Here is a 24,830-nt window from a genome sequence, read left to right as displayed (position 1 = left end):
CTCACGCGCCGTCGAAGGGACCGGCCGGGCCGGGCGCTTCGGCGATGAGGAGCTCGCCCACGTGCCCGGCCAGCGCCTCCCTGGCCGGCTGCGGCAGCCCGGCGTCGCTGACGAGCACGTCCGCCTCGCGCAGCTCGGCGATGGTGCTGATGCCGACCGTGCCCCACTTGGTGTGGTCGGCGGGCACGACGAGCCGGCCCGCGGCCTCCACGAGGGCGCGGTCGGTCTCCGCCTCCATCATGTTCGGGGTGGTGAAGCCGGCCCTGACGGTCATGCCGTGCACGCCGAGGAACAGCAGGTCCACGTTGAGCCGGCGGATCGCGGCCACCGCCACCGGACCGACCAGGGCGTCCGACGGGGTGCGCACGCCGCCGGTGAGCACGACCGTCTGGTCGCCCCTGCCGGCGTGGCGGAAGACCTCGGCGACGCGCACCGAGTTCGTCACGACGGTCAGGGCCGGGACGGCGGCCAGGCGGTGGGCCAGGGTCCAGGTGGTGGTGCCGGCCGAGAGCGCGACGGTGGTGCCGGGCCGTACGAGGGCGGCGGCGCGGCGGGCGATGGCCCGCTTCTCCCCCTCCTGGCGCACCGACTTGGCCGCGAAGCCCGGCTCGTCCGTGGACCCGACGCTGGTGGCGCCGCCGTGCACCTTGGCCAGCAGGCCGCGCCCGGCCAGCGTCTCCAGGTCGCGGCGGATGGTGATGTCGGAGACGCCGAACGCCCGCACCAGCTCGACCACGCGGACGCCGCCGTTCTGCCTGACGAGCTCCAGAATCGCCTGCTGACGCTGCTGGGCGAGCATCGCATCACCAGATCCCAACAGGTTCCGACACGGCGGGTCGCGTGCGGCGGCCTGCCGCAGGTGGCGGAGTGTGCACCTACCGTTCGATCGCATCATGACACGGCGCGGACGCCGGGCAAGGTCATAGAAATGTGCGTTGACAGTCGGAAATGTTGGGTTTTCGCTGAATGAAGCTGAGTGAAGTCGGGGGAATCTGAAGGGTCCGGCTAGGAGGAACCCATCATGGACCAACGTCTGCCGATCTCCCGCCGCAATCTCCTGCTCGGGGCCGCCGCGTTCGGCGTGCCCGCCGCCCTCGTCGGATGCGGCTCCAGCGGCACCCCGGCCCCCGCCGGCGGCAAGACCGCGGGCAACCTGGGGACGGTCACGATCGGCTCCAACGCCTCCGACGAGATCCCGAAGAAGTCCCTGGCGACCCAGATCAAGGCCTTCACACAGGCCACGGTCAAGATCAACACGGTGGACCACAACACGTTCCAGGAGAACATCAACCGCTACCTGCGCGGCACGCCCGACGACGTGTTCACCTGGTTCGCGGGCTACCGGATGCAGTTCTTCGCCGAGCAGGGGCTGGCGACCGACATCTCGGACGTGTGGCGGGAGATCGGCGGCGACTACACGCAGGCGTTCAAGGACCAGTCGACCGGGACCGACGGCAAGCAGTACTTCGTGCCGGCCACGTACTACCCCTGGGCGGTCTTCTACCGCAAGAGCGTCTGGCAGGAGAAGGGCTACCAGCCGCCGGCCACGCTGGACGAGTTCACCGCGCTGGCCAGGAAGATGAAGGCCGACGGGCTCATCCCGATCGCGTTCGCCGACAAGGACGGCTGGCCGGCGATGGGCACGTTCGACATCCTCAACATGCGGATCAACGGCTACGACTTCCACGTCTCGCTCATGGGCGGCAAGGAGTCGTGGACCGACCCGAAGGTCAGGCAGGTCTTCGACACCTGGCGGGGGCTGATGGAGTACCACCAGCCGGCCGCGCTCGGCCGTACCTGGCAGGAGGCCGGGCAGGCGCTGGCGCAGAAGAAGACCGGGATGTACCTCCTGGGGATGTTCGTCGCCCAGCAGTTCCCCGAGGCCGACCGCGAGGACATCGACTTCTTCACCTTCCCCGAGATCAACCCGGCGTACGGGACCGACTCGATCGACGCGCCCATCGACGGCTACATGATCTCCGCCAAGGCCAAGAACGTGGACGGCGCCAAGGCGCTGCTCAAGCACCTCGCCCAGGCCTCCTCGCAGAACATCGCCACCGAGCTGGACCCGGGCACGCTGGCCGCCAGCTCCAAGGCCGACACCTCCGGCTACAGCGCCCTGCAGAAGCGCGGCGCCGAGCTGGTGTCGAAGGCCACCCACATCGCGCAGTTCCTCGACCGCGACACGCGGCCTGACTTCGCCTCCACCGTGATGATCCCGTCGCTGCAGTCGTTCGTGAGCAAGCCCGGCGAGATCGACTCCTTGCTGACGAGCATCGAGAAGCAGAAGGCCAACATCTTCCGCTGATGGCCGTCAAAACCCGTCGCTACTCCGCCCGCGACGTGACCATCCTGGTCATCGGGCTGGGGATGGCCATCGTCGTCAACGTGGGCCTCATCTGGGGGCCCACGCTGGCCTCCGTCGGGCTCTCCGCCACCGACTGGAACGGCATCGGGCCGATCGAGTGGGTGGGCGGGCAGAACTACCACGACCTGGCGGCCGAATATCCGCCGTTCTGGTCGGCCGTCCGCAACAACCTGCTGTGGCTGGGCTTCCTCGGGCTGGTCGCGACGCCGTTCGGGCTGTTCTGCGCGGTGCTGCTGGACCGGCGGCTGCGGCTGTCGCGGGTCTACCAGAGCGCGCTCTACATGCCGGTCGTGCTGTCGCTGGCCGTCGTGGGCTTCATCGCGCAGCTCGTCTACTCCTCCGACTACGGCGTGCTGAACGCGGTGACCGGGCTGACCGTGGACTGGCTGGGCGACAGCTCGATCAACATCTGGGTCGTCATGATCGCGGCCGGGTGGCGGCACGTCGGCTACGTCATGGTCATCTACCTGGCCGGGCTGAAGGCGGTCGATCCGGCGCTGAAGGAGGCGGCGGCCATCGACGGGGCCGACGAGCGGCAGGCGTTCTTCCGCGTGGTGTTCCCGACGCTGCGGCCGGTCAACGTGATCGTGCTGGTCATCACGGTGATCGAGGCGCTGCGGGCCTTCGACATCGTCTACGCCATCAACAAGGGCAGGAACGGGCTGGAACTGCTGTCCGTGCTGGTCACCGAGAACATCGTGGGCGAGGCCAGCAGGATCGGGTTCGGCTCGGCGATCGCGGTGATCCTGCTGGTGATCTCGCTGGGGTTCATCGTCACCTACCTGTCGCAGATGTTCAGGGAGGAACGATGACGCTCACGGCCCCGGCCGCCGCTCCCCCGGCCCAGGAGCAGCGCGCGCCGTCCCGGCGTCCGGTTCGGCCGCTGCGGATCCTGCTCCACGCCTTCCTGACGCTGGTGGCCCTCGGGTGGCTGCTGCCCCTCGTGCTGGCCGTCTACGCGTCGCTGCGCCCGTACGAGGAGACCGCCCGCCTGGGCTACTTCTCGCTGCCCGAGCACGTCACGCTCGACTACTACGGGCAGGCGTGGTCCCAGGCCGAGCTGCCCCACTACTACCTCAACACGTTGATCATCGTTGTGCCCGGCGTGCTGATCACGTTGTTCATGGCGTCGTTCACGGCCTTCGCCATCGCGCGGCTGCGCATCCCCGGGCGCAGGGCGCTGCTGATCGTGTTCACCGCCGGGAACCTGCTGCCGCCGCAGGTCCTCATCACCCCGCTCTACACCCTCTACACCCTCGTGCCGCTGCCCGCGTGGCTGTCGGACTCGCAGTCGCTCTACGACTCCTACCTGGGGCTGATCCTCGTCCACGTGGCGTTCCAGTTCGGCTTCTGCGTGTTCGTCATGGCGAACTTCATGCGCACGATCCCCGAGGAGATCACCGAGGCGGCGCTGGTGGACGGGGCCTCGGTGTGGAAGCGGTACTGGCGGCTGACGCTCCCGCTGTGCCGTCCGGTGCTGGCGGCGCTGTCCACGCTGCAGTTCACCTGGATGTACAACGACTTCCTGTGGGCGCTGGTGCTGATGTCGTCGGGCGACAAGCTGCCGGTCACGTCCGCGCTGAACAACCTGCGCGGCCAGTTCTTCACCGACTACAACCTGCTGGCCGCCGGGTCGGTGCTGGTGGCGCTGCCCACGCTGATCGTCTTCCAGCTCCTGCACAAGCAGTTCGTCGCCGGCCTGACGCTGGGGGCCACCAAGGGCTAGAGGAGAGTGTGGAAGCGGGCGGCCACGTGCTCCCACGCCCAGTCGCGGGCGATCCAGTCGCGGCCGGCCGCGCCCATCTTGCGCGCCTTGTCGGGGTCGGTCAGCAGCTCGACGATCGCCTGGGCCACCTCGCCCGGGTCCTCGCCGTCCACGACCAGCCCCGTCTCGCCGGGCCGCACGGCGTCGGGCGCGCCGCCGGACGCGCCCGCCACCACCGGCAGCCCGGTGGCGGACGCCTCCAGGAACACGATCCCGAGCCCCTCCACGTCCACCCCCTTCCACCGGGTACGGCACGGCATCGCGAACACGTCGGCGGCGGCGTAGTAGCCGGGCAGGCTCGCGGCCGGCACCGTGCCGGTGAACCTGATCGACTCCCGCCCCGCCGCCAGGCGTTCCAGCGTCCCGCGGTGGGGGCCGCCGCCGACCAGCAGCAGGACCGCCTCCGGCACCGAGCGCAGCACCTGGGGCCAGGCCCTGATGAGCTGGTCCTGGCCCTTTCTCGGCACCAGCCGCGACACGCACACGACCACCGGCCTGCCGTCCAGGCCCAGCTCGGCCTTGGGCGCGTCGGGCCGGAACTGGCCGACGTCCACGCCGGGCGCGAGGCGTACGAGCTTGCCCGGCGGGACGGCGGCGACCAGGCGGCCGCGCGTGTACTCGCCCAGATACGTCACCACGTCGGCGTGCTCGCCGATCCTGCGCAGCACGGCGCGGAAGCCCGGCGCGCTCGCCCACGACGCCTCGTGGCCGTGGGTGAGCATCACCACGCGCCGCGCCCCCGCCTGGCGCAGGCGGGGGGCGAGCAGCCCGAGGGGCGCCGCCGCCCCGAACACCACGGTCTGCGCGCCGTGCTCGGCCACCAGCCCCGCCGCCCTGCGGGCGACGGCCGGCGTCGGGAGCATGAGCCGCGTCGGATGCCGCACGATCGGGAACGGCTGGCGCTCGTCGAACTCCTCGCAGCCCGGCCAGGCGGGCGCGTAGACGACCACGCCCGGCGTACGCAGCGCGAGGCCGTGCACGAACGACTGGATGCCGCCCGGCCTGGGCGGGAAGTCGTTCGTGACCACGAGCACCTTGGGCACGGCGCCGGCCGCTGCGTGTCTCACTGCACGTGTCACTGCACGGGGACGCCGTTCAGCTTGGCCCATGCACGGGCCATCGCGATGCGCTCGGGGCTGGAAGGATGGGAGGCATAGAGCACATATTCCACCGCATCCGGCGACAAGTCGGAAATATTGGTGACTGCCAGGCGTTTCTGCATCGCGATGAACGTGGCCGGGTCGCGCGTGAGGCCCAGCGCGTGCTGGTCGGCCCTGGCCTCGATGTGGCGGCTGATCAGGTTCTCGGCGGGGCTCATGAGCAGTGAGCCGAAGGTCATCAGGCCTATGACCGCGCCGACCGCGCGTGGATCGGCAAGGCCCTTGACACCGGTGCGGCGGCGTACCGGCTCGAACACCCAGAACAGCAAGATCGTGCCCAGCGCGGCGCCCAGGGCGGCGATGAACGTGCCGTAGAGCACGTCATCGGTCTTGGCGTGGCCCAGCTCGTGCGCCACGACCAGCTCCACCTCGGACTTCGGGGCCCTGAGCAGCGTGTCGTAGACGACGATCCGCCGCGTGGCGCCGAACCCCGACACATAGGCGTTCAGCGCCGTCGTCCTGCGGGAGGCGTCGGCGACCAGCACGTCCTCGACCGGCACGCCGTCCCGCTTGGCCATGTCCAGGAGATCGGTGCGGAGCTGGCCCTGCCGCATGGTCGTGAAATCGTTGAACAGCGGCTCGAACACCACCGGGTAGACGAACGACGCCAGCACCGTCAGCGCGAACGCGCCCACGGCGGCCGGGATCCACCACCGCCTGAACCTGCGGGCCAGCGCCACGAGCACCAGCAGCATGAGGCAGAGCATGAACGCGTCCACCCCTATATTCTTCAGCCGGTCGCTCGCCCACGAACCCCAGGTCTGGATGGACAGGCCGTAGCTGCGCAGCAGCGTCTCGCCCCACATGGCGAGCGGCAGCTTGATCAGCTGGGTGAAGAGGGTGATGACCACGACGCCCAGCACCACGCGGAGCCACCAGGGGCCTTTGAGCCAGGCCACCAGCTTCGCGCCGAGCGGGGTGGCGACGAGCAGCCCGGCGATGATCAGCGTGAGGGCCAGCGAAAGGTAGCTGGGCAGGGTGCTCGCCGCGTCGAACGCCTCGGACCTGGCGATCTGCGCGGCGGTGAAGTCGCGGGCCGGGTCGGGCGGTCCCGAGGCCAGGAGGTGCCAGGGGGTGCTGAAGGCGGCCACGGCCGCGATCACCAGGCCGAGCAGCACGGCCGCCACCGCCGCCTGCCGCCTCAGCCGGCGCTCGCCGTCGGGCTCCCGCGGCCCTCCCCCGTTCACGGACACACCCTCACTATGCCCCCGTCTCCCGCCGCCGCTCTCCCCTCTCACGGACACGCCGCCTCCGGACACCAGATCAGCGCTCTCCCCCTTTACGGACGCGCCGCCTCCGGACACCAGGCCAGCGCCCTCCCGTTTCGCGGACGCGCCACCGCCGAACGCTGGGCCGCCGCTCTCCCCCTTCGCAAACCCGCCACCGCCGGACACCGGGCCGCCGCTCTCCCCCCTCACAGACGCGCCGCCTCCGGACACCGGACCGGCGCTCTCGCCCTTCGCGGACGCGTTCTCACTGTGACCGCGCGTCTCTCCTCGCCGAGCCGCAGCGCCCCCGCCCGGCCCGCCCACCGAAGCGGCCTCCTGGACCGGTACGGGCTCCTGTGCCCAGGGAGGCGCCCAGGGCGAGTCACCCGCCGCTTGCTTCCCGGGGCCAGGTTCACTCGCCTCCACCGGGACCGGCGCCCCCGCCGCCGCTTCCTCCTTCGCCGGGACGAAGCTTCCCTCCGGCTCCGTCGTCCCGATGCCCGGCGGATCGGCCCCCAGGCCCGCCGCCGTACCCCCGGCCTCCTCACCCTCCTTCGACGCCTCTTGCGACGCGTCGTCCACGTCCCGCCGTTCGCTCATCTGCCTCCCCCTCACGCGAGCTGGTCCCGCACGTAGTCGCGCCACCGTGCCGTCAGCGTGGCCACGGAGAGCCCGAGCGCGGCGAGTGCTCGGTCTACGCCGCCCGCCCGGGCGTCACGGTAGAGCCCCACCAGCGTCCTCTCACCGAACCGGTCAGCGAGGAAGCGACACGCCAGCCAAGCCTCCTGGTACGCCCGCGCGAGCCGGACGGGGTCGCGCCCGTCAGCCGCGAAAGCCGCAGGTCCGGGCAATTCCCCCGGCAGCCTCCCGGCCCGCACCTCGGCGGCGAGCTCGGCGGCCGCGGTCCTCACGGGGAGCCCGGAGTCGCGATAGCCGACGTAGTCGGCGAATCCCTCATAGAGCCATGGGGGCAGGCGGTCGGTGCCGGCCACGACGTGGGTGAGCTCGTGGGCGAGCACGACGTCCTTGCCGATGGAGTTCAGCTTGGCGAAGAACTCGGGGACGATGATCACGCGCCCGCGATCGGCCACCGCCGCCAGCCCGTCGACCCGCCCCACCCCGGCCAGCCTGGCCGCCTCGGAGGCGGACGAGGGAACGACTACGAGCGGTCGTACTGACCTTCCGAGCACCGCCGACACCCGCTGCCCCGCCCGATCAGCCCTGCGCGCGATGTCGCCGAGCTCACTGGACTCGCCGGGCTCGCCGGGTGCGGTGTGCTGGCCGACGACCACGGACCGCGCCCCGCGGACCACGACCTCACCGTCACCCCACAGGCCACGGACCTCGGCGGGAAGGACGGGGGAATCGGGGGTGGGGGCACTGGCGGGGGCCAAGGCGAGGAGCAGGACGGAGACGATCGCAGCCCGCCGACTCACCTGCCCTGACACGATGCCCGATCGTAGCCGCCCACCAGCCCATGCCCGGCACACTCCGCGCCCGAATTCGACCTCCTCCGGCGCACCCGAGGAGCACCGCGCGAGACGGCGAGCGAGGAACCGTGCGCCCTTGAGCGCCATCCACCCGCACCGCCCGCCGTGGATCGCGCCCCAGGGGACCACATGCCACGAGCCGCCCGTCGAGAGCCTCGCTCGCGAGCCGCAAGCCGATGACCCGTCAGCCATGCGTCGCGAGGCCGTGGCTCGCGTGGCCGTGGGGCCGTGGGGCTGTGGGGCCGTGCGCCGTGGGGCCGTGCGTCGTGGGTCGTGGGCCCTGGGGCCGTAGGTGTGGGGCCGTGAGCCGTGGGTCCCTCGGCCGTGAACCGTGGACGCTGTGGGACGCGGGGCGTTGGGCTGTCGGGGTCGTGGGGGGTGGGCGGTGTGGGCGTGCAACCCGGGTGGCTGTGTTGAGGGGTGCCGTTGCGGTGGGGGTCGTGTGCGGGTCAGCGGGCGTCTTCCTGGAGGTCCTCAGCCATGTACGGCGGGTGGTGCCGCCCGTGCTCCGCCGTAAAAATGAAACTGAGAAATGGGAGAGCCCCGCCCGGAGGAGCCGGGCGGGGCTTCTTCACATGCCGGGACGGACCGCGCCGACGAACGACGCCCGACGCCATCCACTCAGCTTGTCGATGCGTACCCGTTCGCCTGTCCGAGGCGAGTGGACCATCTTGCCCTTGCCGACGTACATGCCCACGTGGCCGAGCCCCCTGAAGAACATCAGGTCGCCGGGCCGGAGGTTCCGCCACGAGACCTTGTTCCTGGTGCGGGCGAACTGGCTGGCCGCCACGCGCGGGAGCTTCACCCCGGCCTTCTTCCAGGCGTACTGGACGAGGCCGGAGCAGTCGAACGAACCAGGGCCTGTGGCTCCGTACCGGTACGGGTCACCGATCTGGTTCTTGGCCACGGCGACGGCCTTGCGGGCCTTCGCCTTCTGACGGGCGACCTTGGCCGCCCTCAGCGCCGCGGCCGAGGTCGTCTTCGAGGTGCCGGCGGTTGCGGCCGCCTTGGCCGTCGAAGCGGACCCGGTCGTGGCCGCCTGAGCCGTTGGGGCATGGAGGATCGCACCTCCGGCCGTCACGGTCATCGTGAGCGCTACGCCACTCAGGGCAATGCGGGACAGACGGGGGTTATGCAGGGAGGTAGACAGGATTTCTCCTTGTGTCTTCCACGAATGCCTACCGGGTTAGCTGACGGATTCGGGCCTGGAAGTCGCCCTACGGCGCGGTCTACGCGCCGATTCACCCCCTGATCCCTGGGAACTGGGATCGATGGGTCCCCGGCTCCGTGCCTCCTGGCTGCACGGACTCGGCAGGCCGACCGCCCGATCGATGTGTCGATATGGGGACGTTTGGGCGGTTGACCAGCGGATCTTTATCTGTCTCACACCGGGAGAGACCGGTGCGGGTTCGCGGAGGACATGGCTTGTTCACCGCGACGTCGCCAGAAGCTACGCCGAAGGGTCAAGGATCGGCAAAGCGGGACACCGCCTGTAAAGATCAGATAGTGGAGTCAGTAAGGATGAAAATCCCTGCTGGAACCCCAGGCTCCGTTATCGAAATGTGACACTGCTCACATTTGTTTTCGCGCCCGTTTGTCAGGCCCCAAATGTCGCGTTTGTCACACTTGTTGCGGCTTCCGGGCGGCGCGTCGTACGCGTGGATCGTTCCCATGGCGCCCCGATCGGGCGCAGGGATCAACGATCCAGCGTCGTAGGCTACGGGCGGATGGCGCCCACGAGGCGGCCGCCGTACGCCGAGAGTTTGACGACCTTGACCACGTCGCCCGTCTGCGGCGCGTGAACGATTTTCCCGTCGCCGGCGTAGATACTGACGTGACCCAAGCTCGAGCTGAAGATCAGGTCCCCCGGCTGGAGGGCGTTCAGTGAGACCTTGCGACTCGCGCCCCAGGCCCACTGCTGCCAGGTCGTGCGCGGCAGCGACACGCCCGCGGCGCGCCACGACGCCTGGGTCAGGCCGGAGCAGTCCCAGCCGCCCGGGCCCGTCCCGCCGAACACGTACGGCTTGCCCACCTGGGCGAACGCGAAGCGCAGGACGGCGGCGGCGTTGCCCGAGGCCGGGCCCGTGTACTGGATGCCGACGCTGTTCGGGTTGCCGGGGTTGTAGGCGCCCAGCTTCTTCAGGAGCTTCTTCTGCTCGGCGATCAGCTTCATGATCTCCGAGCGCTCCTTCTCGACCCCGTCCCGTTCCCGGTCGGCCGCCTCCAGCGCTTCTTCCGCCTTGTCGCGCTCGACCTTCAGCCCGCGGTTCTCCCGGTCGAACGCGGCCAGCTTCTCCGCCCGCTCCCGCGAGAGCTGCCCCGCCAGCGCCAGGCTCATCAGGAAGTCGTCGGGGTGGTCCGAGCTCACCAGGCCGGGCAAGGAGGTCACGTCGGTGCCGAGCTTGTAGCTGTCGACGGCCATGCCGATCACCTGGGCGCGCAGGTCCGCGACCGTCGCCAGCTTGGTCTTGTAGCGGTCGTTCAGCTTGGTGTAGGCGCTCTTGGCGGCCTTGTAGCGCTCGGTGGCCGTGTTGAACTGGTCGACGACCTTGTCGGCCTTGTCGTTGAGCTTCTCGAGCTTGGCCTTGGCCTGCCCGAGGGTGGGCCTGGGATCAGCGACGGCGGCTCCCACAGGGGACAGGACCAGCCCGAACGCGAGACCCGCGGCCACCGGCACCCTGCCAAACCTCACTGTGTCGCCTCCCAGGGATCATATCTGGGGCGAAATAGTACAGAAGTGGCGGGTGAGGTCTCACCTAATCCGCTCAATTCGTAATACGACGCCGATCCCTGGCGGACCACGGCAAACCCGCCCGTAAGGGGTCCACGTACTCTAGGCCCGGCCCAGCCTGCGCAGCAGCAAACCAGACGGAACGGGTCTGGCTCCCATCCGCCTGACGGACTCGGCCACCTCGCGGTCCGACGACACCACGGCCATGGCCCGGCCGGGCGGCTCGGCGCGGACGAGCTGGCGGATCAGGTCGTCGGCGATCTCCCCCGGCTGGCTGAACAGCACCCGCACCCCGCGCGGCGCCACGACCTGCACCGGGGAGTTCAGCTCGGCCCCGTCGAACACGACGGTCACCTCGACCCTGGTCTGCGCCACCAGCCCGCCGAGCCCGGTCATGAGCCGGGTGCGCTGGTCGGCCAGGGTGAGCGTGCCGTAGCCGGTCTTGGTCACGTTGTAGCCGTCGATGATCAGGTGGACCTGCGGCAGGGCCAGGAGCTGGTCGAGCAGCTGCGGGTCGTCGTCGGCCAGCGCCCGCGCGGGCACCCCCCGGACGCCGGGCCGCTCGCCGGTGACCGCGGCGACCGAGTCGGCGGGCCGGCTGATCGTCGTGGGCAGGGCGAGCTCCCTGCGCAGCCCGGCCGAGGCGTCCTGCAGCGCGTCGAGCAGCACTCTGATGCGGGCGTCCTCGATGCTCCTGCCCTCGCGGGCCGCCCGGCGCGAGGCCTCCAGCTGCTTCTCCACGTCGGCCAGCCGCTCGCGCAGGCGCCGTAGCTCGGACTCGCCCGCAGTGCCCGCGGCCGAGGCTGCCGATCTGGCGTCCTCGGCCGCATGCTCCATCTCCTCGGCCCGCTGCACCGCGGCCTTGGCCCGCTCGCGGGCGTCGTGGAGCTTGCGTCTCAGGTCGGAGTTTTCCGCCCGGGCCGCCCTGATCTGCTCGCGCAGCCGGTCGGCCTCCTCCTTGGCGGCGGTCTTCTGCGCGGCGAGCTGCTCTCGGAGCCGGGTGACGGCCTCCTCGCGCTCCGATCCCTCGGCCGCCACCGCCGACTGCACCAGGTCCGTACGGGCGACCTCGATCATCTCCGCCCAGCCGGGCGGACGGGTGAGGTAGGCGGCCGCGGCCACGAGCACGGGGTCGGCGGCCGGCGGGACGTTGCCCTCGGCCAGGGACGCCACCAATTCGGGCCAGCCGGCCTCCACCGATTCGGCCACCAGCTCGCGGAACTTCTTGTCGTTCTCGAGCTGCGCCGCGATGGGCGCGCTGCCGAGTTTGGCGCGTTTACGGGGGTCGAACTTGGCTATCCCCCGAAGGGGCGGCGGTATGGAGGCAGCGGGCATCGTCCCGAGGACCTGGGATGCCAGATCGACGACATTGAGCCGCACCTGCTCGGGAAGCGGGCGAGACAGGCCTTCACCCGCTGAACTCATCCCACTTGTCCCTTCGTGACATGCCCTTTCAGACAAGGGTACGGCTGCCGCGTACCTGACCGTAACGGCCACCTGTCTATAGACAAGCGCTTGGTTGGGGATATACGACTGAGCCGGGACGGGCGTTCACCCGGGAGGCCGACCATGGCAGAAGAGATCCGTACCTCCACCCGTGACCTGGTGGACCTGCGCGGCAGCCTGGCCCGCTGGCTGCGCGGAAGGGTGGGTGGGAGCGCCTCGGTGTCCGAAGTGTCCAGGCCCACCGAGAACGGCCTGTCCAGCGAGACCCTGTTCTTCACCGCCACCTGGGACGAAGGGCGAACGCGCTGTGTAGCCAGGCTTGCACCTGCGGTAGAAGCCGTTCCCGTGTTCCCCTCTTACGACCTGCGGGCACAGTTCGGGATCATGCGCCTGGCCAGGGAAAAAGCTGGGATCCCAGCGCCCAGGGCCCTCTGGTTCGAGCCGGACCCGGAACACCTGGGCACGCCGTTCCTCGTCATGGAGCGCGAGGACGGTGACGTGCCGCCGGACGTGATGCCGTACACGTTCGGGAGCTGGCTGCTCGACGCGGCGGCCGCGGACCAGCGCAGGCTGCAGGACGCCGGCGTGGCGGTCCTGGCGGCCCTGCACCGGGCGGAGTTCACGCCCGAGGAGCTGGCCCCGTTCGGGGCCGCCGGGTTGCGCGCGCACGTCGAGGCGCAGCGCGGCTACTACGAGTGGGCCCACGGCGAGCGGCCGATCCCGGTGCTGGAGCGGGCCTTCAGCTGGCTCGAGTCGCACTGGCCGCAGGACCCGGGGCCCGATGTGCTGTGCTGGGGCGACGCCAGGATCGGGAACATGATGTTCAGGGACTTCACCCCGGTCGCGGTGCTCGACTGGGAGATGGCCGCGGTGGGGCCGCCCGAGCTGGACCTGTCCTGGATGATCTTCCTCCACCGCTTCTTCCAGGACATCACCGTCGCCGCAGGCTTTCCTGGCATGCCCGACTTCATGCGCAGCGAGGACGTCTGCAGGAAATATCGGGAAATCACGGGGTACGAGCCTCGCGACCTGGACTTCTACGAGATGTATGCGGCGCTCCGGCACGGCATCGTCATGGCCAGGGTGTGGCAGCGCCGGATCCACTTCGGCGAGCAGCCCCGGCCCGACGACCCCGACGACCTGGTGCTGCACCGGGCCACGATCGAGGAGCTGCTGGCCCGCTGACTACGTGCCGGCGTCGTAGACGAGCAGCGCGACCTGGACCCGGTTGTTGAGGTCGAGCTTGGACAGGATGCGCGAGACGTGCGCCTTGACCGTGGGCACGCTCATGTAGAGCTCCCGCGCGATCTCGGCGTTCGACCTGCCCTGCCCCACGGCCAGCGCCACCTCCCGCTCCCGCTCGCTGAGCCGATCGAGCAGCTTCCTCGCCCGCCCGGTACGGTCGCCCGCCGCGCCGTCGGCCACGTGCGTGATGAGCTGCCGCGTCACCGCGGGCGACAGGATCGGCTCGCCCGCGGCCACCTTCCTGATGGCCTGCACCAGGTCGCCCGGCGCGATGTCCTTCAGCAGGAACCCCGCCGCCCCCGCCCGCAACGCCCGCAGCACCTGCGCGTCGGCGTGGAACGTGGTCAGCACCACGACCTCGGGCGGCGCGGACGTGCCGCGCAGCGCCTCGGTGGCGGTGAGCCCGTCGACGCCGGGCATGCGGATGTCCATCAGCACCACGTCGGGCCGGTGCTCGGCCACCAGCGGCGGCACCTCGGACCCGTCGCCGGCCTCGGCCACGATCACGATGTCGTCGGCGCCGCCCAGGATCATCGACAGTCCCGCCCGCACCATCGCGTCGTCGTCGACGATCAGCAGCCTGATCATGCGTCCTCCCGAGTCGTCTCCACCGGCCAGGGTAGCCACGCGCGCACCACGAACTCGCCGTCCCGCGTCGCGCCGTGCTCCAGCCGCCCGCCCGCCAGCTCGGCGCGTTCGGTCAGCCCGATGAGCCCGGCCCCGGCGCCCGGGATGTACGGGACGTGGCGTACCCCCACGGGGTTGCGTACCTCCGCCGACAGCCCCTCGCCCCGCGCGCCCGAGACGGCGACCGCCACGGGCGCCCCGCCCGCGTGCTTGCGCGCGTTGGTGAGCGCCTCCTGGACGATGCGGTAGACGTTGCGGCCGAGCCCTTCCGGCGCGTCGCCGCCGGCCCGCAGGTCGAGCCGGACCTCCATGCCCGCGTGGCGGCACTCCTCGACCAGCGTGGGCAGGTCGGCGAGCGTGGGCTGCGGCCGGTCGGGCACCGGGTCGTCGTCGCCGCCCGGCCTCGTGTGGCGCAGCACGCCGATGACCTCGCGCAGGTCCTGCAATGCCAGGTGGGCGTTGGTCCTGATCGCCCCGGCCGCCCTGGCGATCTCCTCGGCGGGCGCGTCCGGCCGGAACTCCAGCGCGCCGGCGTGCAGGCTGAGCATGGAGATGCGGTGCGCGAGCACGTCGTGCATCTCCCGGGCGATGCGCTCGCGTTCGAGCCGCTTGGCCCCCTCCGCGGCGCTGTCGGCCCGCTGCCTGAGCGACCAGACGAGCTGCCGCCGGGCCCTGACCACGACGCCCCACGCGAACACGGTCAGCAGGAGCGCCAGGGCGAAGGCCGCCGTCTCCTGCCCCTCCGCGCTGGTCTTGGACCGCAGCAGGATGTACGGCACGAGCGTGACGAGGGAGAACAGCATGACCGGGCCGGAGACCTTGAACGGCCGGTGCACCGCCACGGTGAACAGCCCGACGACCGAGGCCCCGCCGGCGAGCTCCAGATAGGACGAGAGCAGGGTGGTCACCAGCGCGAACCCCACCGGCCAGCGCCGCCGCAGCCACACCGCCACGCACGACAGCGCGCCCACCACCTGCTCCAGCAGCTGCAGCGGCTCCGGCTCGTCCTGCAGCTCCGGCAGGGTCATGAACGTGATGCCGCAGGCGAGCAGGAACATGAGGATGTCGACGATCCAGTCGCGGGTCGAGCGGCGCACCCGGCCGCCCTCCCTGCCGTCGCCGAGCAGCACCGACGGCAGCGCCCACCGGTATTCGTGCGTCACGTTCATCGAGATTAGGCCCTGCCAAGGGCACGGCGACAGCGACCAAAGTAGCTGCCGGGCGAGACCTACGGCCGACGCGGATCCCGTGACCGGTCCACGACGCTTGGGACCATGAAAATGGTGCTGACGCTGCTCGGCTGGCTGCTGCTCCTCCAGGGCGTGGGCGGCCTGCTGAACACCCTGCTCGGCTGGTGGCGGTGGGCGCACGACCTGCTCGTGGTCAATCTGCTGCCGTTCCTGGAGGGATACGAGGTGTTCGCGGCCATCGTGATCGGCGTGCTCGGGTTCGTGCTGCTGGCCGTGGTCGACTCGGGCAAGAACGCGGAGAGCGGCAGGTGAACGCGGGCACTCCGGCCGGGCTGCGTCCGCCGCGCAACCAGGCCGATCCGCGGGCGGTCGCCTGGTGGACGGTGCAGGGGCTGATCTTCCTGGTGCCGGTGGCCGCCGCCGCGGTGGCGGCGTACTGGATGCTCACCTCGCGGCCGGTCTGGCTGGGGGCGTGCGTGGCGCTCTTCGCGGCGGGCTGCGTGGCGCTTGCGGTCCTGGCGCCGCGGGCCACCTACCGGGTGGAGCGCTGGGAGGTCACCGACCAGGCGGTCTACACGCGCAAGGGGTGGCTGACCCACACCTGGCGGGTGGCGCCGATGTCGCGGATCCAGCGAGTCGACACCGCGCGGGGGCCGGTGCAGCGATTGTTCGGGCTGGCGGACGTCACGGTGACCACGGCCTCCTCCGCGGGGGCCATCAAGATCGAGGCGCTGGACCACGAGGTGGCGGCCGAGCTGGCCGAGCGCCTCACCGCCCTCACCCAGGCCACGCCGGGGGACGCGACGTGAACGACCTTCGCACGCGCGATGCCGGGGCGTCCTTCCTCGAGGAGGGCTGGCGGGGGCTGGCGGGGCGGAGCCTCTGGGCCTCGGCGGTCAAGTCGCTGGCGATCGTCGTCGGCGTGGTGGCCGGTCTCCTGCGGTTCCTGACGGACCGGGACTGGCCGATCGGCGGGATCGTGGCGGTCTGCGCGGCGGCCGCGCTGCTGATCGTCGCCGCCGTGGTGGCGTATGACGTGACCAGGCTCCGTACGACGCGCTGGCGGCTCACCCCGGAACGCCTCGAACTGCGCTCGGGCATCACCGTCCGCCAGCACCGCTCGATCCCGCTCGACCGGGTCCGCAGCGTCAACCTGCGGGCCGATCCGGTGTCGCGGGTGTTCGGCCTGACCGTGGTCAAGGTGGGCACGGGCGAGCACGCGGCCGAGGGGACCGAGCTCGTGCTCGACCCGCTGACCAGGCACGAGGCGGAGTCGCTGCGCCGTACCCTGCTGCGCCAGGACGAGCGGCCCGCGTCCGGCGACGGGCCGCTGGTCGAGCTGCGCTGGTCGTGGATCCGGTACGCGCCGCTGTCGCTGTGGTCGTTCACGGGGGCCGCGCTGCTGCTCGGGGCGCTCTACAAGGCACTGGACTCGTTCGGGGGCAAGAGGCTCGCCACAGAGGCGGCCGGCGGGCTGTGGGACTGGGTGACGGCGCGGCCGCTGGTGGCGGTCCCGCTGATTCTCGCGGTGAACCTGGCCGTCGGCGTCCTGGGCGCCGTCCTGCTGTTCGCCGAGTCGTGGGGACGTTACCGGCTGGAACGCGAGCCCGGCCGCCTCCGCCTGCACCGCGGCCTGCTGACCACCCGGTCCCTGACCCTGGAGGAGCGCAGGCTGCGCGGCGTGGAGATCAGCGAGCCGCTGCTGCTGAGGCTGGGTGGCGGAGCGCGCGTCAAGACCATCGCCACGGGGCTCGGCAAGGCGGACGAGCACGAGACCGAGGACGCCGCCGCCCTCACCCCGCCCCTCCCCCGCGCCCTCGCCTGGACCCTCGCCACCAGGATCGCCGACACCCCGGCCGCACCGCCGATGCCTGCGACCTCGCCGACGATGGGCGCCTCCCACCACGGCACGGTCCCGGGCCGGCACCGGGCGGCCGGAGGTGACGTGAGCGCGGACGCGGCCGCCGGAAGGCGGGGCGCCGACGGGCCAGGTGCGGGCGGGCTGGGGATGGGCGGGCTGGGGATGGGCGCGCTGGTGCCGCATCCGGTGGCGGCCAGGCGGAGGCGGATCGTGCGGGCGCTGGTGACGGTGGCCGTGCTGGCCGCGGGCGCCGGCCTGGCGTCCTGGCTGCTGCCGTGGCAGTGGTCGCGGGCCACCGTATGGGCGATCCCCGCGCTGGCGCTGCCGTTCGGGATGTGGATGGCCGTGGAGAGCGCCAGGAGCCTCGGCCACGCGCTCGGCCGCCGCCACCTCGTCACGAGGCAGGGCGCGGTGGTGCGCAGTACGATCGCGCTCGACCGCAGAGGCGTCTCCGGCTGGACGATCACCGAGTCGTACTTCCAGCGTCGCAACGGCCTGCTGACCGTCTCCGCCGCCACCGCCGCGGGCAAGGGCCACTACGACGTGGTGGACGTGGATCGCGGCGACGGCCTGGAGCTGGCGGCGCGGGCGGTTCCGGGCCTGCTCGAACCGTTCCTGGTCCGGGAAAGGGTCCAGGAAAGGGTCCGGGAAAAGAAATGAGCCGCGTGATCCCCCTCGGTTTGCCCATGCCCCTGTACTGGACAAACATGATCGCGCGGCTCAGGTCTTGCAAGACATAAAGGTATTTGTCGCGCTTGCAAGCGGGTTGCAGCTCCATTGACCCTTGACGGGATGATCCGCCAGGAGGATGTTTCCCGCGCGCGGCCGTCGCTGAGGAGGGGTACCACGCCCCTCCTCGGCCGAGTGGGTCTGCCTAGCTGCCGGCGGGCTGCTTGGCCAGCTGGGCCATGAACGCCTCGGCCACGGTGACCACGCCGTCCATCGCCTCCTTCTCCGGCATGAACTCGACCTTGGGCGAGTTGGTCGGCTCCTTCTCGGGCCGCTGGTGGCCGGAGAAGTCGATGCTGACGACCACCGAGCCCTTGCGCATCAGCACCGTGCCGGTGGACGCTGAGACCTCGCTGTGCCTGTTGCGGATGAACTGCTGGTAAGCCTGATCGCCCATCCCCTTGAGATCGGTGATCTTGCTCCAGGAGACGCCGCCCATGGACGACTCCTCGAAGGTCTTGTCGCCGCCCCGCTGGCTGGCGTAGTAGGTCTTGGCCGCGGACTCGTCGGCGGCGCCCGCCCGGTTGGTGAACCGGTGCACGGTGATCAGGACGCTGCGGATCTTCTTGATCCCCTCACCCGCGCCGGGCACGTCCAGGTTGAGCCAGCGGCACTCGGTCTGGGCGTCGGAGCCGACCTCGATGCCGCGCGCCCTGGTGGTGGCCTCGGGCACGAGCCGCTTGGCCACCTCGGTGACGGCCCCGCACTCTTCGGGGAAGGCCGCCAGGACGGTCGGCTCGGGCGTCGCCCTCGCGCTCGGCGAGACAGGGGGCCGCGACGGCTCCGGCTCGGCCAGCACGTTGGGGTGCTGCGCCTGCCAGGCCGCCATGCCCTTGGTGAAGAACCCGGCCAGTCGGCTCACCTCGCGGATCGCGTTGTCCTCGGTGATGGACTGCGCGGTCTCGTTGGTCAGGATCGCCGCGTCCTTGCGCTGCTGGCCCGCCTGGTACTTGATCTCGATCGTCATGTCGCCGACCCGGGCGTTGGCCTGGCCGTAGGAGTACCACAGCAGCTTGCCGCTGCGGCGCCAGATGTACTGGGCGTGCGCGGCGTCACCGACGCCCTGGATCTCCTTGATCGGGGAGATGTACGCCTTCTCGTCGGGCTTGAGCGAGGGCTTGGCGGTCGCGGCGTACTTGTCGCCGCTGTAGTCGACCTCGTACGAGTTCTGCGCCATGGCCCGGCCGGTCTTGGCGCCGTCGGCCTTGTGCTGATCGATCCTGACGTCGATCTCCCTGGTACGCCAGAAGTCGCCGAACGAGATGCGCCGGTTCTCCCATTTGCAGTTGAAGGCGACCGTGTAGTCGCCCTCACTGGAATACCTGGTGACGGTCGCGTCAGGCACGAGCCGGTCGGTCTCCTCCGCGGGCAGCATGGCGCACACGTCCAGGCGGACGGGCCCCGAGGAAGCGGCCCGCGACGGCCGCTCGCTCTGCGCCGCGGGCGGCTGTGAGGAGCGCGATACCTTGCTGACCACGAAGTACGCGCCCACCCCGCCCATCGCGACCAGCACCACGATGGCGGCGGCCAGCGTGGGCAGCAGCCAGGCGGGCCGCCGGGGCGGCGGTGGCGGCGGCATCGGAGGCATCATCGGAGGCGGTATCGGAGGCAGCGTCGGCGGCTGGGCGGGCGGCTGGGTGGGCGGTTCGAAGCGCCTGCCCGGCACCTGGTAAGGGGTGGTGGACGGATCCCACTCGCTACCGGGGTTCACTGGGACTCCTGGGGTTGCCCTGACTTGCGGGGAAACATGCTAGTCATCCCCCTTGCAAGGTGCTTGCAGCACTCCGGCCCATTCTGGCAGCGGCCCACCCCGAGGGCGCCCACTTCGACGGTGCTCACCTCGAACAGTGCTCACCTCGACGGGGCCCACCTCGACGGGGCCCACCTCGTACGGTGCTCACTTCGACAGGGCGGCCGCGACCAGGCGGGCGAGGGCGAGGGCGGGCTCCTTGTCCGCCGGGTCGCTGACCGGCACGTTCTCGCGGTGCCAGACCACCTCGCCGAGCACGTTGCTCGTACGGAAGAGCACGGTGCTGTCGGACCAGCCTCTCGTGTCGCTGTTGATGTAGACCTTGAAGCGGTTCTGGATGATCGCCGACTCCCCGATCTGCGGGACGTCGGTGACCGAGCCGCGGGCTTCGCGCATCACCGTGCCCTCTGAGGCGGCGCGGCTGGCCTTCTCGCTGGCGAAGCGGCGCTGCGCCACCTGGGGGCCGCCGAGATCGCCGTCGGGCCGCTCAGCCCAGGCGCGGACGACGATGCGGTGGCCGTCCTCCTCGCCGTCGCGCAGGATCCACTGGCACTCGCCCGGCCTGGTGGCCTCGCGCGCCGGCCTGGCCTTCATGATCTTGGCGGCCTGCTCGTCGGTGAGCAGCTTGCAGGGATCGGGCGCCGTGGCGAACTTCCCGGTCTCGGCCCCGCCGCGCAGCGGGCCCGCGGCGTACCAGCCGCCCGCGCCCAGCACCACGGCGGCGGCGAGCACGACGGGCACCAGCCACCGGCGGCGCCGGGGCACCGGGGCGGGCCCGGCCAGGGCGCTCAGCGCCTGGCGGACCTGGGCCGCCGTCGGGCGGGCCGCCGGGTCCTTGGCGAGCATGGCCATGAGCAGGCCGCCGAAGTCGCGGCCCGCCCTGACCGGGAACGGCGGCTCGTGCAGCAGCACCGCCGCCGTCACCGCCGCGGGCAGCGCCCGCTCGAACGGCGCGCGCCCCTCCACCGCGGTGTAGAGGCTGGCGCCGAGCGACCACAGGTCGGACGCCGGGCTCGAAGGCTGCTCGTTGAGCCGCTCGGGCGCCATGTAGCCGGGCGAGCCCGCCCCGCCGAACCTGCCGCCGTGACCGCCCATCGGCGTCGCGATGCCGAAGTCGGTGAGCATGGCGGAGCCGTCGAGGTCGAGCAGGATGTTCGCGGGCTTGACGTCCTGGTGGAGCATCCCGTGGGCGTGGGCGACCTCCAGCGCCGACAGCACGCGCAGGCCGACCGCGGCCACGAACCCGGGCGGCAGCGGCCCCTGCTCCTTGATCACCTTGTCCAGCGAGCGGCCGGTGACCAGGTCCATGATGATCCACGGCTGGCCGCCCTCCAGGACGACGTCGTGCACCAGCACGATGGCCGGGTCGCGCAGCCGTCCGGCCGACCTGGCCTCGTGGATCGCGATGTCGGCGAACTCCGCCCGCTCCCGCGGACTGAGCCCTTCCGGCACGCGTACCTGCTTGGCCGCGACCTGACGGTCGAGGATCTCGTCGATGGCCCGCCACACCGTGCCGGCGCCGCCCTGTCCGAGCCGCTCGATGAGGCGGTAGCGGCCGGCCAGCAGATAGAGGTCATCCGGCATTGCGCAACGCCTGTTCGCTCGTCTGCGCCGCTTTCAGCGCCCGCTGCCTGATCTCCTCGTCGGTGGGCTTGTCGGCGAGGGTGGTGAACTGCACGGTGACCACCAGGTTGGCCAGGCGGTAGAAGATCTGGGCGGTGTGCACGCGGCCGGTGGGGCCCTTCAGCTCGAAGCCGAACGCCTCCTCGCCGAGGGCGGGGATCTCGCGGACCGGGGTGCGGGTGGCCCGCTGCGAGGACTTCGCGCCGATCTCCTCCCACGTCCAGTCGACCTGGCCGGACCTCGACCACCAGCTCTTCTGGCCCCTGAAGAGCGCGCCTGCCGAGCCCGGGGTCATCGACCACGGGTCGACGGTGTCGGAGTCCTTCTGCACCTGCAGGCCCACACCCGTGTTGGCGACCGTCCAGCCGCACTTGGGGCCCTCGCCGTCGGAGCTCGGCTGCGCCTTGGGCGGGCTCTGCGTGCGCAGCAGCACGCCCACCTCCTCCTGGCTGATCAGCGTGCACACGTCCATGGGCACCGTGAACGCGGCCGGCGCCGCGCCCGGCCGGTCCTTGAGGACGAGGAAGGCGGTCGCGCCGCCCGCGCCGAGTACGAGTGCCGCCGCCGCGGCGATCCAGATCGCGGCCCGGCCGCGCCGCTTGACCCTGGTCGGCGCGGTCGCGTCCTGGTTGACGGGCAGATGCGGGGCCTGCCCGCCGGCGGCCACCTGCCGCAGCGCGGACACGATCACCCGCGCGTCGGGGCGGGCGGCCGGCTGGTGCGCCATCATGGCCGACAGCAGCGGCCCCAGCGGCCCGGGAGCGGCCGGTACGGGCTCCGTCAGCGTGGCCCGCACCCGCTGGGCCGCCGACCCTTCATAGGCCGGCGCGCCCGTCAGCGCGACGTAGAGCGTGGCGCCGAGCGACCACACGTCGCTGGCGGGCCCGCCCGGCTCGCCGGCCAGCCGCTCGGGCGCGATGAACCCGGGCGAGCCGATCATCAGCCCCTGCTCGGTGAGCGTGGCCTGCCCCTCCTGCCGGGCGATGCCGAAGTCGGTGAGGACCACCCGCCCGCTCTCGGTCAGGAACACGTTGCCCGGCTTGACGTCGCGGTGCTGCATCCCCAGCGAATGCGCCGCGATCAACGCCTCCAGCACGTCGGCGCCGACCCGCGCGGCATGATCAGCCGGCATGGGTCCGAACTCGCGGACCGTCTCCCCCAGCGTGCGGCCCCGCAGGAGCTCCATGACCAGCCAGGGCCGGTCCTGCTCGACGACCACGTCGTGCAGCGCCACGATGCCGGGATGGCGCAGCCGCGCCGTGGCCTGCGCCTCGCGCACGGCCCGCATCACCGAGTCGGAGCGCTCCTTGGGCGACATGCCCTCGGCCAGCGTGAGCTCCTTGACCGCGACCTCGCGGTCGAGCATCTCATCCCTGGCCAGCCAGACCTTCCCCATGCCGCCCGCGCCGAGAGGGCGCAGCAGGGCATAGCGGCCGGCGAGTCTTCCCGAGGACATACAGGGAAGGGTAACTAAGGATCAAGAGCCATGGTTATTCGTTCCTGTCGGTCCCCCTCTCTATGGTCTTGGAACGTGGACGCGGTTCAAGGCACTCTCGACGAGCTCGGCACTCCGCTGAGCCAGGTCACGTTCGTCGTGTTCGACCTCGAGACGACCGGCGGCGCCCCGTCCGACGACGCCATCACCGAGATCGGCGCGGTCAAGGTGCGGGCGGGCGAGGTGCTGGGCGAGTTCTCGACGCTGGTCGACCCCGGCGGGCCGATCCCGCCGTTCATCTCCGTGCTGACCGGCATCACCGACGCGATGGTCATGGCCGCTCCGCGGATCGAGGCGGTGCTGCCGAGCTTCCTGGAGTTCATCCGCGGGGCCACGCTGGTGGCCCACAACGCCGGCTTCGACACCCGCTTCGTCAAGGCCGCCTGCGCCGCCCACGGCTATCCCCCGCCGGCCAATCCGGTCGTCGACACCGTCGACCTGGCCCGCCGCGTGCTGACCCGCGACGAGGTGCCCAACGCCAAGCTGTCCACGCTGGCCAGGTTCTTCCGCAGCCCCACCGAGCCGTGCCACCGCGCCCTGCAGGACGCCAGGGCCACCGTCGACGTGCTCCACGGGCTGATCGAGCGGGCCGGCTCGTTCCAGGTGCACACGCTCGAGGAGCTCAAGTCGTTCGTCCGCGCCCCCACGCCGGAGCAGCAGCGCAAGCGCCACCTGGCCGAGTCGGTGCCGCACGCGCCGGGGGTCTACTTCTTCGAGGACGAGCGCGGCGAGGTCCTCTACATCGGCAAGAGCACCAACCTGCGCAACCGCGTGCGCTCCTACTTCACCGCGGGCGAGACCCGCCCGCGCATCCGCGAGATGATCGGCATCGCCGAGCGGGTGCGCCACATCGTCTGCTCGACCGCGCTGGAGGCGGAGGTCAGGGAGCTGCGCCTGATCGGCGGCGCCAAGCCGCGCTACAACCGCCGTTCCCGCTTCCCCGAGAAGGTGGTCTGGCTCAAGCTCACCACCGAGGCGTTCCCGCGGCTGTCGATCGTCCGCGAGCTCAAGGACGACGGGGCCACCTACCTCGGCCCGTTCAGCAGCGCCCGGCTGGCCGACGAGGCCCGCATCGCCCTGCACGAGGCGGTCCCCCTGCGCCAGTGCACCCAGCCCCTCACGGTGCGCACCCGGCGGGCGGCCTGCGTGCTCCACGAGATGGGCCGCTGCGGCGCGCCCTGCGAGGGCAAGGAGAGCCAGGAGGAATACGCGATCCACGCGGAGAGCGCGCGCCGGGCCATGACGCTCGACGCCTCGCCCGTCTTCTCCGCCGTGTCGGCCCGCATGGAACGGCTGTCGGTGGAGCAGCGCTACGAGGAGGCCTCGGTCGACCGCGACCGGCTGGCCGCCTTCGTCCGTACGGCGGCCCGCATGCAGCGCCTGAGCGCCATCACGCGCATCCCGCAGCTGGTGGCCGCCAGCCCGGCGTTCGGCGGCGGCTGGGACATCCACGTCATCCGCTACGGGCGGCTCGCGGCGGCCGGGGTCATGCCGAAGGGCACCCATCCGACCGCTTTCGTCGCCTCCCTGACGGCCACCGCCGAGGCGGTCATCCCGGGCGCCGGCCCGATCCACGCGGCCAGCGCCGAGGAGACCGAGTGCATCCTGCGCTGGCTGGAGTCGCCCGGGGTGCGGCTGGTGGAGGTGGACGGCGAGTGGAGCCTGCCCGCCTGGGGCGCCGCCCGCCACAAGGCCCGCATCGACCTCGCGTACCGCCATCTTGATCAGCCCCGTAATCGGGAGGGGCGACCTTTGAGGTGAAACGATAGAGTTGATGTATGGTCACGGCTATCGTCCACATCAATGCAGAGGTAGACCGGATCCCGGAGGTCGCCCAGACGATCGCCGAGATCCAGGGGGTCAGCGAGGTCTACTCCATCACCGGCGAATACGACCTGCTGGCGATGGTGCGGGTGGCGGCCTACGAGGAGATCGCCGAGGTGGTCCCCGGGCGGATCAACAAGGTGGCCGGCGTGCTGCACACGGAGACGCACATCGCCTTCCGCGCCTACTCCAAGCACGACCTGGACGCCGCCTTCTCCATCGGCTTCCCCGAGGCTGACTGACCCCCCACGGGCTGACCCCCACATGCTGACCCACGCGGCCACCGGCGGCCTGCCTGCCGATGCGCCGCCTCGGGAC

21 protein-coding genes and 1 riboswitch are annotated in these 24,830 nt (G+C 71.3%); of the genes, 9 read left to right on the top strand and 12 right to left on the bottom strand.

The features are described 5' to 3' along the window. Nucleotide 1: 1 nt before the first annotated feature. On the bottom strand, nt 2-799 hold the full coding sequence (locus tag ACIBI9_RS02165; protein ID WP_397220084.1) for a DeoR/GlpR family DNA-binding transcription regulator: 798 nt from the start codon (nt 797-799) through the stop codon (nt 2-4). A 222-nt stretch (nt 800-1,021) separates the two neighbouring features. On the opposite strand from ACIBI9_RS02165, the gene ACIBI9_RS02160 reads away from it, so the two are divergent. The 3 genes from ACIBI9_RS02160 to ACIBI9_RS02150 are packed head-to-tail and all read left to right on the top strand — an operon-like array spanning nt 1,022 to nt 4,094. Continuing rightward, nucleotides 1,022-2,308, top strand: a complete 1,287-nt coding sequence (locus tag ACIBI9_RS02160) for an ABC transporter substrate-binding protein (protein WP_397220083.1) — start codon at nt 1,022-1,024, stop codon at nt 2,306-2,308. Then, a complete protein-coding gene (locus ACIBI9_RS02155) occupies nt 2,308-3,180 on the top strand; it encodes a carbohydrate ABC transporter permease (RefSeq protein WP_397220082.1) in 873 nt (290 codons plus the stop codon). Before ACIBI9_RS02160 ends, ACIBI9_RS02155 begins: the two co-directional genes overlap by 1 nt. Next, nucleotides 3,177-4,094 (top strand): carbohydrate ABC transporter permease, encoded by a 918-nt coding sequence (locus ACIBI9_RS02150; protein ID WP_397220081.1) that lies wholly within the window; start codon nt 3,177-3,179, stop codon nt 4,092-4,094. Before ACIBI9_RS02155 ends, ACIBI9_RS02150 begins: the two co-directional genes overlap by 4 nt. On the opposite strand, the gene ACIBI9_RS02145 is transcribed toward ACIBI9_RS02150, so the two are convergent. From ACIBI9_RS02145 to ACIBI9_RS02120, 6 genes are all read right to left on the bottom strand, one after another. Then, a complete protein-coding gene (locus ACIBI9_RS02145) occupies nt 4,091-5,176 on the bottom strand; it encodes a glycosyltransferase family 4 protein (RefSeq protein WP_397220822.1) in 1,086 nt (361 codons plus the stop codon). The two genes, ACIBI9_RS02150 and ACIBI9_RS02145, sit on opposite strands and share 4 nt — an antisense overlap. A 32-nt stretch (nt 5,177-5,208) precedes the next feature. Then, nucleotides 5,209-6,480 (bottom strand): M48 family metallopeptidase, encoded by a 1,272-nt coding sequence (locus tag ACIBI9_RS02140; protein WP_397220080.1) that lies wholly within the window; start codon nt 6,478-6,480, stop codon nt 5,209-5,211. Between the two features lie 632 nt (nt 6,481-7,112). Further along, nucleotides 7,113-7,937 (bottom strand): hypothetical protein, encoded by an 825-nt coding sequence (locus ACIBI9_RS02135; RefSeq protein WP_397220079.1) that lies wholly within the window; start codon nt 7,935-7,937, stop codon nt 7,113-7,115. Nucleotides 7,938-8,562: 625 nt separating this feature from the next. Next, complete coding sequence (locus ACIBI9_RS02130; RefSeq protein WP_397220078.1) at nt 8,563-9,078, bottom strand: C40 family peptidase; 516 nt, start codon at nt 9,076-9,078, stop codon at nt 8,563-8,565. A gap of 73 nt (nt 9,079-9,151) precedes the next feature. After that, nucleotides 9,152-9,315: riboswitch (cyclic di-AMP (ydaO/yuaA leader) on the bottom strand. A gap of 393 nt (nt 9,316-9,708) precedes the next feature. Then, nucleotides 9,709-10,683, bottom strand: a complete 975-nt coding sequence (locus tag ACIBI9_RS02125) for an NlpC/P60 family protein (protein ID WP_397220077.1) — start codon at nt 10,681-10,683, stop codon at nt 9,709-9,711. Between the two features lie 141 nt (nt 10,684-10,824). After that, entirely contained in the window at nt 10,825-12,147 is a 1,323-nt protein-coding gene (locus ACIBI9_RS02120; RefSeq protein WP_397220076.1) for an NYN domain-containing protein, read from the bottom strand. A 144-nt stretch (nt 12,148-12,291) separates the two neighbouring features. Here ACIBI9_RS02120 and ACIBI9_RS02115 point away from each other — a divergent pair, with 144 nt between their 5' ends. Continuing rightward, entirely contained in the window at nt 12,292-13,353 is a 1,062-nt protein-coding gene (locus ACIBI9_RS02115) for a phosphotransferase family protein (protein ID WP_397220075.1), read from the top strand. Here ACIBI9_RS02115 and ACIBI9_RS02110 read toward each other — a convergent pair whose 3' ends face one another. Both ACIBI9_RS02110 and ACIBI9_RS02105 read right to left on the bottom strand, forming a co-directional pair. Then, entirely contained in the window at nt 13,354-14,001 is a 648-nt protein-coding gene (locus ACIBI9_RS02110; RefSeq protein ID WP_397220074.1) for a response regulator, read from the bottom strand. It lies immediately after the preceding gene. Then, nucleotides 13,998-15,209 carry a sensor histidine kinase gene (locus ACIBI9_RS02105; protein ID WP_397220073.1) on the bottom strand — a complete coding sequence of 404 codons (1,212 nt, stop codon included), beginning with the start codon at nt 15,207-15,209 and terminating at the stop codon, nt 13,998-14,000. The genes ACIBI9_RS02110 and ACIBI9_RS02105 overlap by 4 nt, the downstream gene beginning before the upstream one ends. Nucleotides 15,210-15,314: 105 nt before the next feature. On the opposite strand from ACIBI9_RS02105, the gene ACIBI9_RS02100 reads away from it, so the two are divergent. The 3 genes from ACIBI9_RS02100 to ACIBI9_RS02090 are packed head-to-tail and all read left to right on the top strand — an operon-like array spanning nt 15,315 to nt 17,751. Further along, nucleotides 15,315-15,542 carry a hypothetical protein gene (locus tag ACIBI9_RS02100; RefSeq protein ID WP_397220072.1) on the top strand — a complete coding sequence of 76 codons (228 nt, stop codon included), beginning with the start codon at nt 15,315-15,317 and terminating at the stop codon, nt 15,540-15,542. Then, the gene (locus ACIBI9_RS02095) at nt 15,539-16,039 is read left to right on the top strand and encodes a PH domain-containing protein (protein ID WP_397220071.1); all 501 of its coding nucleotides are present in this window, start codon (nt 15,539-15,541) and stop codon (nt 16,037-16,039) included. Before ACIBI9_RS02100 ends, ACIBI9_RS02095 begins: the two co-directional genes overlap by 4 nt. Further along, the gene (locus ACIBI9_RS02090) at nt 16,036-17,751 is read left to right on the top strand and encodes a PH domain-containing protein (RefSeq protein ID WP_397220070.1); all 1,716 of its coding nucleotides are present in this window, start codon (nt 16,036-16,038) and stop codon (nt 17,749-17,751) included. The genes ACIBI9_RS02095 and ACIBI9_RS02090 overlap by 4 nt, the downstream gene beginning before the upstream one ends. A 214-nt stretch (nt 17,752-17,965) precedes the next feature. On the opposite strand, the gene ACIBI9_RS02085 is transcribed toward ACIBI9_RS02090, so the two are convergent. The 3 genes from ACIBI9_RS02085 to ACIBI9_RS02075 all read right to left on the bottom strand — a co-directional run bounded on the left by ACIBI9_RS02085 (nt 17,966) and on the right by ACIBI9_RS02075 (nt 22,649). After that, nucleotides 17,966-19,531, bottom strand: a complete 1,566-nt coding sequence (locus ACIBI9_RS02085; RefSeq protein ID WP_397220069.1) for a hypothetical protein — start codon at nt 19,529-19,531, stop codon at nt 17,966-17,968. Nucleotides 19,532-19,717: 186 nt separating this feature from the next. Further along, nucleotides 19,718-21,154, bottom strand: a complete 1,437-nt coding sequence (locus ACIBI9_RS02080) for a serine/threonine-protein kinase (RefSeq protein WP_397220068.1) — start codon at nt 21,152-21,154, stop codon at nt 19,718-19,720. Continuing rightward, nucleotides 21,144-22,649: a serine/threonine-protein kinase gene (locus tag ACIBI9_RS02075; protein ID WP_397220067.1), complete on the bottom strand. Its 1,506-nt coding sequence runs from the start codon at nt 22,647-22,649 to the stop codon at nt 21,144-21,146. The genes ACIBI9_RS02080 and ACIBI9_RS02075 overlap by 11 nt, the downstream gene beginning before the upstream one ends. 30 nt (nt 22,650-22,679) lie before the next feature. On the opposite strand from ACIBI9_RS02075, the gene ACIBI9_RS02070 reads away from it, so the two are divergent. Both ACIBI9_RS02070 and ACIBI9_RS02065 read left to right on the top strand, forming a co-directional pair. Continuing rightward, on the top strand, nt 22,680-24,449 hold the full coding sequence (locus tag ACIBI9_RS02070; RefSeq protein WP_397220066.1) for a DEDD exonuclease domain-containing protein: 1,770 nt from the start codon (nt 22,680-22,682) through the stop codon (nt 24,447-24,449). Between the two features lie 17 nt (nt 24,450-24,466). Then, on the top strand, nt 24,467-24,754 hold the full coding sequence (locus tag ACIBI9_RS02065; protein ID WP_080041188.1) for an Lrp/AsnC family transcriptional regulator: 288 nt from the start codon (nt 24,467-24,469) through the stop codon (nt 24,752-24,754). Nucleotides 24,755-24,830 lie beyond the last annotated feature (76 nt).

This window comes from Nonomuraea sp. NPDC050451 (assembly GCF_044458585.1).
Note: the sequence above shows the minus strand (reverse complement) of the source record. Positions and strands in the feature narration are given on the sequence as shown.